The organism is Pedobacter sp. GQ55 (assembly GCF_059758925.1).
This window is the reverse complement of record NZ_JCAXEI010000005.1, coordinates 66,862-78,359: the sequence shown is the minus strand read 5'-3', so window position 1 is coordinate 78,359 and position 11,498 is coordinate 66,862. Positions and strand designations below refer to the sequence as shown.

Here is an 11,498-nt window from a genome sequence, read left to right as displayed (position 1 = left end):
GAAAAAATGATTAAAGCCTTGTAATTAAAACGACTAAAACGGAAAGCGCTGATCCGAGTATTGCAAAAGTTTGAGTTCTTGATGCGTTGTTCGCAGCTATACGTGCCTTATTTGGCTCTACGTAAATCACATCGTTCTGTTTCAAATAAAAATATGGGCTGGTAAATAATGCTGAGGAATTCAGGCTAAATCGGGCGAATTCTTTCTTACCGTTGTTGTCGCGGATAAGCAATACGTTCTCTCGTTTGCCATAAATAGTGAGGTCGCCGGCAAGGCCAATCGCATCTAAAATGCTCACCTTCTCATTAGGCAACGTATAGGCTGCAGGCCTTACCACCTCTCCTAATATGGTAATTTTGAAATTTGCGAAGCGTACCTGGACACTGGGATTGTTATAAAGTTCCGTAGCTTTTGTCCTGATCAGGTCTCTTGCCTGGTAAGTTGTAAGTCCAACCAGCTTAATTTTTCCAATAACCGCCAGCTCAATCTCTCCGTTTTTATCAACCAGGTAGCCGCTAACCTGCTGCTGACCAATGGTAGATGCGGAGCTTGATCCTAAGGCCTGTCCCGTGGTAGTCTGATTAACCACTGCTGAGCTTAAGGGATCTATTGTAAAAATAGATACAGCAAGAATATCGTCAGGCTGAATTACAGGATCTGTAAATGCAGCCGTCTTTTCCATTGCAGATTTATCTGCGAGGGAAATGTCCTGAAAGTACGGGACGTTCTTGGTGCTGACGCAGGAAGTAATAAACAAAGTAATTAGCAATCCTGCTAAATTCTTTAAAGGGATACTGGGTTTTCTTTTTCTCATAGGTAAGTGGCAATAGTCTATAATAGGTAGATTCTAAAAAAATGTTCCGACAAAAAGAGGGGCGTAATTTATTTAAGTAAACAACTACAAAGTCTTGGAGAAAAATGAAAATAAAGAAGAAAAGGAGAGTGAATATTATAAAAATCCAATCGATACAGAAACTTAATACATAGTTTATCTTCATTTTACATGCAGCCATAAGTAATTACTACGTAATCATCCCAAAAAGCACAATAATTGTAATAAAAAAAGGAATGATCGAGCGAATATACTGAGATTATTACAAATTATTAATAAAAAGCTGCAATAAATGTTACAATTAACCTTGAAACAACCATAAATTAACACTAAAAACTTAAAATAAACCATATGAAAAATATACTAAAACAAGAAAAGCCTCGTTGAGGCTTTTCTTGTTTTAGTATAAATCATGTTATTCTACTGTAACCGATTTGGCCAGATTTCTTGGTTGATCTACATTGCAACCTCTCAGTACCGCAATGTGATAAGATAATAATTGCAATGGTATGGTAGCCAATAACGGCAAGAAAGCCTCACTGGCATCAGGAATTTCGATGCAGTAATCTGCCATTTTTCTAACTTCAGTATCACCTTCGGTAACGATTGCCAAAACAATTCCCTTTCTGGCTTTAACTTCCTGAATGTTGCTGATTACTTTTTCGTAAGATGAGTTTTTGGTTGCAATAACTACCACCGGCATCTCTTCGTCAATTAAGGCAATAGGGCCGTGTTTCATTTCTGCAGCAGGATAACCTTCGGCATGGATGTAGGAGATCTCCTTAAGTTTTAATGCACCTTCCAGTGCTACGGGGAAACCACTTCCTCTACCTAGGAACAAGCAGTTCCTTGAATCCTTAAATTTAGCAGCGATTTCTTTGATCAGGCTTTCTGATTGCAATGCTTTTTCAATTTTCTGAGGGATGTTATCCAGTTCGGTTAACAACTCTGTTAATTTTGAGCTTGTTAACGTTCCCCTTTGCTGTGCAAGGTGGAAAGCAATCAAAGTTAACACGGTAACCTGAGCAGTAAAGGCTTTAGTTGAAGCTACCCCAATTTCAGGGCCCGCATGGGTATACGCACCGGCATGTGTAAGACGCGGAATAGAAGCACCAACCACATTACATACCCCGAAAATAGTTGCTCCTTTTTCTTTGGCCATTTCAATAGCGGCCATAGTATCAGCAGTTTCCCCTGATTGAGAGATGGCTATTACTACATCTTTTTCCGTAATGATTGGGTTTCTATATCTGAATTCCGAAGCATATTCTACTTCAACAGGAATTCTTGAGTATTCTTCAATTAAGTATTCGCCAACTAATCCGGCATGCCACGAAGTACCGCAGGCCACAATGATAATGCGGTCTACATTTTTCAGTTTATGCGCAAACTCACTGATTCCGCCAAGCTGTACCCTACCTTCGTTAGGATAGATACGACCTCTTAGACAATCTCTAACAGAACGTGGCTGCTCATAAATTTCTTTAAGCATGAAGTGGTCGTAACCACCTTTTTCAAGCATTTCCAATTTCAAATTCAGCTCCTGGATATAAGGAGTCTGCACCACGTTATCCAATCTTTTGATCAATAACTCATCACGTTTTAAAAATGCGATTTCGTTATCGTTCAGGTAGATCACGTTTTTAGTATATTCTACAATTGGCGTAGCATCAGAAGCGATAAAATATTCGCCCTGGCCAACACCGATAACCATCGGACTACCTTTTCTTGCTGCAATCAGCTGATCAGGCTTTGCTTCGTCCATTACAACGATGGCGTACGCTCCGCTCACTTCATGAAGTGCAAGTCTTACTGCCTCCAGCAGGTCAATGTTTTCTTCTTTATAGATTTCTTCGATCAGGTGAATCAATACTTCAGTATCCGTATCACTGTTAAATTCATGCCCTTTGCTGATCAGCATTTCTTTAAGGGTAGCATAATTTTCAATGATCCCGTTATGGATGATGGATAAGTCGCCACTATGGGAAGTGTGTGGGTGCGAGTTTCTGTCAGATGGAGCACCATGTGTTGCCCATCTGGTATGACCAATGCCAATGGTTCCTGAAAGGTTTTTGCCTTCAGCAAAATTTTCAAGTTCCTGTACTTTTCCGGCTTTCTTGTATATATTCAAACCGTCATTATTGATTAGTGCTATACCAGCGCTATCGTATCCGCGATATTCTAACCGCTTTAACCCTTTAATCACTAAAGGCCAGGCTTCTCTATGCCCAATGTAACCAACTATTCCACACATATTTTTTCAATAGGTAAATAAATAAAAAAACGTTAATAAAAATTTGTCAAACTTAAGGCTTTAAACTCGAATTTAATAATGCTTTTTTTCATTTATCGGGGTCTAATGGCAAAATCAAACGTTTGCATGTTTTTCCGCACCTAGTCATTCCCACTGCTCGTCTCAACGGCAGGAAAGATCTCTTGAACTATGTTACCCCTCCTCTTCGAAAGCCATACTCCGGGTAAATGGGTATGTAATAAAACGCTATTCATACTTCTTCCTTTCTCGCTGATTATCGGTGTGAAGCCTATTTTAACTAACACCGTCCAGAAAAGGTTATTTCCTAAATGATTTAGATTTACCATTATATAGAATCTTAAGCTATGCCCTAAAGCTGCCTGATTTAAAAAAATGTGAAAAGAGGGCAAAACAGCTGATGCAGGGGTAAGGTCTTTTCGATGATCTGATATTTTTTGTTTAGTTCGGCAGAGAACATTACTGCGTCTTCATGACAGTAAAAAATGTCTACTATTGGGTCCGCATCGTTTGTCCCTATAACCAATACGATATAAATTTTTTGCTGTTTCATTCAACTTTAATTATCAATAAGTATTTATTTTAGTTTTTATCTATGACTAAAATCCTGACTATTAATAATTTAAAATGCACCCAATCCCATATTTTTTACTGTACCCAATTTCCAGTTACTTATGGGAAGCGAAGAATGTCTGTTACCTAAGGGAAATTGCGCGTGAAATGAAAATTCAAGGTTAATTAATCCGGAGGAATGATCAAACGTTAATGGAAGAATCTCAAATAGTTTGCTACTTTTGAAAAAGTAAATTTAGATAGCATTTATGTAATTGCTTAACGCAAATTTTTAAAAAAATGAAAAGCGAAATACTTAACATTATTTACAAAGCCAATTTGTTAAAGACAATTTGGCATAATATTATGTTTAAGGGAGATAGAACATTGAAAAATTTCTTGATATTTTATGGAAATGTTTCAGTGAAGAAAGATCCTTCTGCAAGAATCGATATAACAAATGGGCGATTTAAATTTAATCATAGTGGTCGATATCGCGAGCCATTCTACGGTATGCTAGAGATGCACAAAGATTCAAGCGTTAAATTACTAAATACGTTTACAATAAAGTCTGGTGCGCATATTATAGTGACTGAAGGGGCCTGCCTACAATTAGGCAGTGGATACATTAATAGAAACGTGAAGATTAAATGTTATGAGAAAATCGAGATAGGAAACAACGTTGCGATATCGGAAAACGTAACTATATGGGATAGTGATGTTCATAACATCGAAAGCGGTACCCATAAGAAGACTATTCCTGTTAAAATAGGCAATAAGGTGTGGATTGGAACTAATTCTATTATATTAAAGGGTGTAGAAATTGGGGATGGGTGCGTAATTGCAGCAGGATCAGTCGTTAATAAAAGTATTCCACCAAACTGTTTAGCAGGAGGTGTGCCAGCCAAAGTATTAAAAACAAACGTTGAATGGACACCTTAAATTTCAAAAGAAATCGAAGCCTGTAGCTTTATAGACAATCAAAAATATTTTAATAGCCTTTCAGAAATGAGAGGCTTTTTTATTTTATCTCACATTCCAATTACCACTGTATAAAACCTTTCCATTAACTTCGAGTTAACGACTTTAAGATACAGTAAAACCAAATAGCGCATCTTATGAATATAAACCTATTTAATTGGATTATTCCTGAGCTGAGTAAGCAACAGCCGCGATTAGAAGTAGAAGAATTCATTGTCGCGCACATTAAATGCAGGGATCTTATCCCCGGAGAGTTGCTTCCATCCTACCGGCAATTTGCCGCACTCAATGGCCTAGCGAGGGTACCATTAAAAGGACTTATTCAAACCTGACCGTTCAAGACTGGCTTTCTACAAAACCGGGTGGCGGCACTTTTATCGCCGAAAGAATTCCGGGTACCGAAACACCACATAGGGCTTTAGGTTTTACTGACAGGCTTCCGGCCGGCTTAGAACCGCTTAAAAAAGCCCCTCAGCCACCAGCTCACTATACCGCAGCCTTTTGTGGCGGTTGGAACTTACGTACCCTCTCAAACCCTGTTTCCGCACGAAGTTTTCAATAAGTACTGTGTGGCCCATCATAACAGGAATGCGAATTTAAGTCAGGCCGAAATGCTTACCTCCTACAAAGGAGAGCGAATTAAACAGGCTGTGCTTACAGACCTGAACCAAAAACGTGGTTTCGGAATAAAACCGGAAATGCTCGAAATCATAAAGGACAGGAAACCTTGCCTGGAAAGGGTATTTAAAATATTATTGAACAAGCCTGATGAAGTGGTCATCAATACAAGCACTTTCGATTTGATCCTAACCAATGTATTAAGGGAATGCAGCGCCATTACACATACCCTCAGCATTCAGGATCAGCATTTTTTGGAGAAAATAGAAGAACTGCTCAAACAAACAAAAGTCCGCGCCATCTATGTGAGGCCTCAGTGCAGTTTTCCTGAGCGCCGGACCTTAACCGAAGCGCAGTGCATCCAGCTGATAGAACTGGCTAAGAAATATAAAACATGCATTTTAGAGGAAGATGAAGACCATGAATTCTATTATGGATCCGCTTTCTACAAACCCCTGGCCTGTTATCGGAGATGGCGGCATGGTGGTGACAGCGGCATGGTGATATGCCAATGATAAAACGTTCTACTAAGAAACAGTATCAAACTCTTCAAACTTAGAGTTCTTACTTTTAAACTCCGGAACAATTGTTTTCATTGTTTACAGATAATTAATTGGCGAGCTAGCCATACACGAGAGAAAATTTTTTTATACTACTATTATTATATATTTGCCAGTCAAAAAACATCTCATTAATATGGAATTTAGAAATGATATTCAAGGTTTAAGAGCAATTGCTGTTTTACTAGTTTTTATTTTTCATATTTCTCCAAGTATTTTACCAGGTGGGTTTATTGGAGTAGACATCTTTTTTGTCATTTCGGGATATCTGATTTCATCAATTGTTCTATACAAGATAGGTAATAATAAATTTTCTTTGCTGGATTTCTATTATGGTCGAATAAAAAGAATTGCACCTGCTTACTTGTTTTTATTGATTGCGGTTGTATTAACTGCAGCGTTTATACTTGTTCCAAGTGATATAGTAAGTTTACGAAAAGGGCTTTTATGGTCAGCCTTATTTAATTCAAATAATTATTTTGCAACACTAGACAATTATTTTGGTGCTTCAAGTATTGAAAATCCAATTTTACATACTTGGACACTTGCTGTGGAAATGCAATTTTACTTATTCCTGCCTATTATTTTACTGTTCATCAAAAACAAAAGGCTCTTAATTATAACTTTAACAATAATCAGTTTATTGTTTTTTGGGTATGGAACCTTTGAAGTATTGTCAAATAACAAGGGTTCTATGTATTATTCTTTACTTGCCAGAAGCCCTGAATTTTTCATCGGAGTACTGGCAACTTTACTCCCTCTGAGAACTAGTAATTTTGTAAAAATTAACTCTTTATGGTTAAGCTTACTTGGATTACTAATAATTATTGCGAGTGCCTTCTTGATTAATGAAACATCATATTTCCCAGGTTATCTAGCTGCTGTTCCCTGCATTGGAACTGCATTAGTTTTAATATCGTCCAATAATAGAATTAACGACACGCTAACAAATAAATCATTGGTTTTTCTAGGTGAGATTTCATACTCAGTTTATTTGTGGCACTGGCCTATCATGGCTTTTATTAGATACTACTATGAGATTAATGCTTTTAACATTGTTCAAATATTCTCAGTTATTTTACTGACAATTATATTCTCACTATTATCCTATTTTCTTGTTGAGAGAACTTTTAGAAACTCCAAAGGAGCAAAATTTTATATCCCTTTTGCATTTACTTCATTTGCTATAGTTACTTTAATATACGTTTTCCCTGGGATGAATAAAAAATTTATAAATCTTCCAATTGAATATATAGCTCCAACGGTTGGATTAAATTCACATGGAAGGGGATTTAAATCAGTTGAAACATATGGGGATACTTCCTATACCCAAAAAAAAATACTATTGATCGGTGATAGTCATGCTTTAGCCATGAAGAATTATCTAGATATTCTAGGAAAGAAGAATTCATTCTCTTTTAAAACCATAACAAATGATAGATATCCTACAATACCCGGACTTACACAGAAAATAATTAAAGAACCAATATATTACAATCAGTATAAGGGCTTGATTAATGAAGTAGACAAGATCATTTCATCAACAGATATCATTATTTTACAATTCTCTGGAAGTGGAGAATTATGGATTCCCGCCATAAAAACTTTGATTAATGATTTAAAATCAAATCAAAGTTTAATTATTCTTTCTGACTACCCTTCAATAAATAAAAATCCCGTGAGAGCAAACAGGGATATAGTAAGAAATTCGAAAAGAAATCAGAATTATGACATTAGCTTCAAACCAATGTCACCAAAAATTTTAGAAATCATTAACTCGAATTTAAACTGCTATTATGTAAATCTAAGCAAGAATAGCGTATTTGAAAATGCCCCTTTTTATAAAGATACACTTATGTACTACGACAAAGGTCATTTAAACACGTATGGATCTAAAGTTTATGCTGAGAATACTGAAGAAGAATTTATGAAGACCTTTAATGTCTTAATAAGGAAAAACTAATTGGGGCACCTCCAATCATGTTTAAATTTTTAACCTTCTGTGCCAGCGTCAATTATTTACACAATCAGGTAGTTGCATGTGGGTGAGTTTGCGCAACAAAACAAGCTCTCAAGTATCCGAAACATCCTGCTGTACATTCGACAGTTATGGGGAGAAAGTTTGATTCTTACCCTTGGGAGATCTGCCGGACAGGGCCGCAACTAGTGGTGGTGATATAGATTTTAAGGTAGTCATAGCAGCGCCATTGCTTAAAATTTTGATAAATTATCAATATTTTTTAAATTGCATTTATGGTCACCGCTCTTGAATCTAATACCTTATGAATATGAAAAATCTTCATTTTTTATTACTTGCGACACTAATGATTACTGTATTTAACTCTTGCAAACGCCAGGGAGCAGTTAAACCAGAAGTGATAACAGATAATATTGGGTATAAGCGCGACTCTATTGAACTTGACGCTGGCTTAATTAACATGGCGATGGCAGCGGTCGGCAGTAAAATTATCATTGCAGGAGGATTTACTTCGGCAGGCGAAACAGATGGTATAAAAATCTATGACGTTTTTTTACACACCTGGTCAAATTCAAAGTTAAGTTTACCAAGGGGAGATATTGCAACAGCAGTTGCAGGCAATAAGGCTTTTTTTGCCGGTGGCTGGATGTCGGGTGGTAAAGGGACACGCAATGTTGACGTATATGATGGAGTTACTAATTCATGGTCAGTAAGACATCTGAGTTCGGCCCGCTTTGATATTGTGCCAGCAGTGACCGGCAACAAAGTGCTATTCGCCGGAGGTACTGACTCTGTAACATTTAAACTTTCAACGAGCGTTGACATTTACGATTTAAATGCAAATTCCTGGACCGAGCTTTCTCACAGTGTTGATACTTATTTTGGTTATTTTAATGGTGCGGGCGCTGGGCATAAAGCGTTATTTGCTGGCGATTATGGCCCGCGGGGCGCAGAGAATCCTGTGCAAATTTATGATGGAATGACAAATACATTTGGCGATTATATACTATCAGGAACAGATAAATTTAGTTTACGTCGATCTGAATTTTCAGTTTTTAGCGCTGGTACAAAGCTGTTCTTTTTTAACGGAAGTAACGCATTGGACCATTCTTCCTTCGCGTTTACAAAAATTGTTGACATTTATGAGACAGTTACTGGAACCTGGTCAACTATATCACTTAGTGAGGTAAGAAATGGCATAACTGCCTATGCCGTAGGGAGCAAAGTTTTTTTTGCCGGTGGATACGGTTCATACAGCCGAAGTGACGTTGTCGATATTTATGATATGAATACCAACCAGCTTACAAGTGGTCATTTAAGCTCCCCAAGAGAGCGTTTAGCAATTGGCGCGGCTGGCAACAAGGTTTTTTTTGCCGGAGGTGTTCTGGTAGATAACACATATTCAAATACAGTTGACGTATATACGTTGAACACAAATAAATGGAGCATTATTCATCTCGCTGAAGGGCGGAGTAATATAGGTGTTGCATCTAACGGTAATACAGTTATTTTCGCTGGGGGCACGACAAACTCTTCGGGCGGAAGGTCAAACAAAATTGATATTTTTACGGTGAATCAGTAACGGACAAGCTGTCATTTGTTATTCACCATTCATAATTCACGGCACACCTTAGACCAGAGGGAGTAATACCATAAATTTACTATTCAGCAAATGAAATAAAAAGTAGGACTCGACAGAAATGCAAATTGTATGCATAGCATTACGCAACATCAAATTCTTCGAATTTAGAATTTTTACTTTTGAATTCAGGAACTATTGTTTTCATCAGTATCACAACCTTTCTATTGTCGTTAATAACAGCATGCTCTATTAATTTATAGATTTGAGCTTCTATTTCATTGAAAATGTACTCACGCACCCTGCCAATCATGATCTTTTCATGATGTGTAGGCATAGTATTTTCATTATCATTCAAAAGCTCCTCATATAGCTTTTCACCCGGCCTTAAACCAGAATAGGTAATCTTAATGTCTTCATTAGGCACTAAACCAGCAAGGCGAATCATCTTCTTTGCGAGTTCAACAATCTTTACAGATTTACCCATATCAAAAACGAAGATTTCACCTCCTTTACCCATACAACCTGCTTCAAGCACTAACCTACATGCTTCAGGGATCGTCATAAAATAGCGAGTAATTTCGGGATGAGTTACTGTTACTGGCCCACCTTTTTCTATTTGTTGTTTAAACCTTGGAATTACTGAGCCGTTAGATCCTAAAACATTCCCAAAACGGGTTGTAATAAAACGAGTGATTGGTTTTACGTTTAAATCATTAATATAGCTTAGACCATTAGAGAATATGAAGTTGCTGGCATTTAATGAATTGTTTAAGGATTGCACATAAATCTCAGCAATACGTTTAGAAGCGCCCATTATGTTTGTTGGATTAACTGCTTTATCGGTAGAGATCATTACAAATTTTTGCACACCATGCTTTACCGATAAGTCGGCAATTGTTTTTGTACCCAATACATTCGTTTTAATGGCCTCTGCCGGATTATCTTCCATCATAGGCACATGTTTATATGCTGCTGCATGATACACGTAATGGGGCTTAAAGGTGTCAAATAAGAAGTTCATTCGCTTCTCATCTTTTACATCACCAATAAACGCATGAAAGTTTATATCCTTGTGTGTTTCTTCAAGTTCCAGATATAAATGATGCAAAGCAGTTTCACTATGATCACATAGAATGATTAAGCCCGATTCAAATTTCAATACCTGCCTTACTATTTCACTTCCAATAGATCCTGCAGCTCCGGTAATTAGAATTCTTTTGCCATTTAATTGATTTTGTATTCCCTCCGTATCGATATGGATCGGTTTCCTGTTTAATAAATCCTCAATATTCAGATTCTGAATTTGAGCCGTACTCCTGTCACTACGTGACCAAACATCAGGGGGAGGAATATTTAATACTTTAACATCATTCTCCAAACAAGCATCTACAATCTGCTCTTTTCTATCAGCGGGTATAGTGTAGGACGCGAATATAATTTCATCAACTTCATGCTTAATGATCAATGTTTCGAGTGACCCTGCATCTAGAATCTTTACACCATCTATAGTCTTTCCTACTTTGCGCAGATCATCATCTACATAGGCGATAATAGTTTTATTTACTTTAGCATCATGATCAAAAGTTCTTTTGGTAGCAACTCCGGCTTCACCAGCGCCATAAATAATAACTCTGATTTTGTCTAGTTTAGCGTTCTTAATGTACATAAAAAAGTACTTTACAATAACTCTGTAGGTTATTAAGAACAAAAAACTAAATAACGAATAGATGATTATGGCAACATTGCTTAAAATTCCGGAGCCCCCCAATACTATTATAATTGCGTTGGAGAAGAAAATGGCGAAAGAACTTAAGACAACTGCAAATAAAATCCTAAATGAATCCTGTGCACTTGTGTAGCGAACAATACCTGCAAAAGTTTTTATATTAAAAAAAACAACCGTATTTACACCAACAACCAGTAATATCGATTTATATAAGGCTAATAGCTTTATATTAGCGATTATAAAATTGTTTTTGAGAACCTCTGCAAGGACGAGCGCAAAGACACTCAAACATATATCTATTGTGAATATGATCCAGCGGGGTACGATTTCCAGTTTAGTGAACATTAATTGGGTGATTTTATTCAAGAGCAAACTAACAATAATTAAACCAAGTTTA

Annotated in this window: 9 protein-coding genes; 5 read left to right on the top strand and 4 right to left on the bottom strand. The window is 36.9% G+C overall.

Features of this window, described 5'->3' with window-relative positions; translation table 11 throughout:
- Positions 1 to 10: 10 nt before the first annotated feature.
- The 3 genes from AC6CH7_RS14870 to AC6CH7_RS14860 all read right to left on the bottom strand — a co-directional run bounded on the left by AC6CH7_RS14870 (position 11) and on the right by AC6CH7_RS14860 (position 3,657).
- Positions 11 to 814 carry a polysaccharide biosynthesis/export family protein gene (locus AC6CH7_RS14870; RefSeq protein ID WP_498263507.1) on the bottom strand — a complete coding sequence of 268 codons (804 nt, stop codon included), beginning with the start codon at positions 812 to 814 and terminating at the stop codon, positions 11 to 13.
- 433 nt (positions 815 to 1,247) lie between these two features.
- Positions 1,248 to 3,086 (bottom strand): glutamine--fructose-6-phosphate transaminase (isomerizing), encoded by a 1,839-nt coding sequence (gene glmS, locus AC6CH7_RS14865; RefSeq protein ID WP_498263506.1) that lies wholly within the window; start codon positions 3,084 to 3,086, stop codon positions 1,248 to 1,250.
- A gap of 385 nt (positions 3,087 to 3,471) precedes the next feature.
- On the bottom strand, positions 3,472 to 3,657 hold the full coding sequence (locus tag AC6CH7_RS14860) for a hypothetical protein (RefSeq protein WP_498263505.1): 186 nt from the start codon (positions 3,655 to 3,657) through the stop codon (positions 3,472 to 3,474).
- A 299-nt stretch (positions 3,658 to 3,956) separates the two neighbouring features.
- On the opposite strand from AC6CH7_RS14860, the gene AC6CH7_RS14855 reads away from it, so the two are divergent.
- The 5 genes from AC6CH7_RS14855 (at position 3,957) to AC6CH7_RS14835 (ending at position 9,375) form a co-directional block, all read left to right on the top strand.
- The gene (locus tag AC6CH7_RS14855) at positions 3,957 to 4,598 is read left to right on the top strand and encodes an acyltransferase (RefSeq protein WP_498263504.1); all 642 of its coding nucleotides are present in this window, start codon (positions 3,957 to 3,959) and stop codon (positions 4,596 to 4,598) included.
- Positions 4,599 to 4,866: 268 nt separating this feature from the next.
- Entirely contained in the window at positions 4,867 to 5,199 is a 333-nt protein-coding gene (locus tag AC6CH7_RS14850) for a hypothetical protein (protein ID WP_498263503.1), read from the top strand.
- Positions 5,200 to 5,206: 7 nt separating this feature from the next.
- Complete coding sequence (locus AC6CH7_RS14845; RefSeq protein ID WP_498263502.1) at positions 5,207 to 5,770, top strand: hypothetical protein; 564 nt, start codon at positions 5,207 to 5,209, stop codon at positions 5,768 to 5,770.
- A gap of 181 nt (positions 5,771 to 5,951) precedes the next feature.
- Positions 5,952 to 7,778 (top strand): acyltransferase family protein, encoded by a 1,827-nt coding sequence (locus AC6CH7_RS14840; protein WP_498263501.1) that lies wholly within the window; start codon positions 5,952 to 5,954, stop codon positions 7,776 to 7,778.
- A 325-nt stretch (positions 7,779 to 8,103) separates the two neighbouring features.
- Positions 8,104 to 9,375 (top strand): Kelch repeat-containing protein, encoded by a 1,272-nt coding sequence (locus AC6CH7_RS14835; protein ID WP_498263500.1) that lies wholly within the window; start codon positions 8,104 to 8,106, stop codon positions 9,373 to 9,375.
- Positions 9,376 to 9,514: 139 nt separating this feature from the next.
- Here the strand turns inward: AC6CH7_RS14835 and AC6CH7_RS14830 are convergent, their stop codons facing one another.
- Entirely contained in the window at positions 9,515 to 11,446 is a 1,932-nt protein-coding gene (locus AC6CH7_RS14830; RefSeq protein ID WP_498263499.1) for a polysaccharide biosynthesis protein, read from the bottom strand.
- Positions 11,447 to 11,498: the final 52 nt, after the last annotated feature.

What these genes read in the sequence shown, in the direction of transcription:
- glmS (WP_498263506.1), bottom strand. Translation starts at nt 3,086, where the DNA reads ATGTGTGGAATAGTTGGTTACATTGGGCATAGAGAAGCCTGGCCTTTA.
- AC6CH7_RS14840 (WP_498263501.1), top strand. Translation starts at nt 5,952, where the DNA reads ATGGAATTTAGAAATGATATTCAAGGTTTAAGAGCAATTGCTGTTTTA.
- AC6CH7_RS14860 (WP_498263505.1), bottom strand. Translation starts at nt 3,657, where the DNA reads ATGAAACAGCAAAAAATTTATATCGTATTGGTTATAGGGACAAACGAT.
- AC6CH7_RS14835 (WP_498263500.1), top strand. Translation starts at nt 8,104, where the DNA reads ATGAAAAATCTTCATTTTTTATTACTTGCGACACTAATGATTACTGTA.
- AC6CH7_RS14850 (WP_498263503.1), top strand. Translation starts at nt 4,867, where the DNA reads ATGCAGGGATCTTATCCCCGGAGAGTTGCTTCCATCCTACCGGCAATT.
- AC6CH7_RS14855 (WP_498263504.1), top strand. Translation starts at nt 3,957, where the DNA reads ATGAAAAGCGAAATACTTAACATTATTTACAAAGCCAATTTGTTAAAG.
- AC6CH7_RS14830 (WP_498263499.1), bottom strand. Translation starts at nt 11,446, where the DNA reads ATGTTCACTAAACTGGAAATCGTACCCCGCTGGATCATATTCACAATA.
- AC6CH7_RS14870 (WP_498263507.1), bottom strand. Translation starts at nt 814, where the DNA reads ATGAGAAAAAGAAAACCCAGTATCCCTTTAAAGAATTTAGCAGGATTG.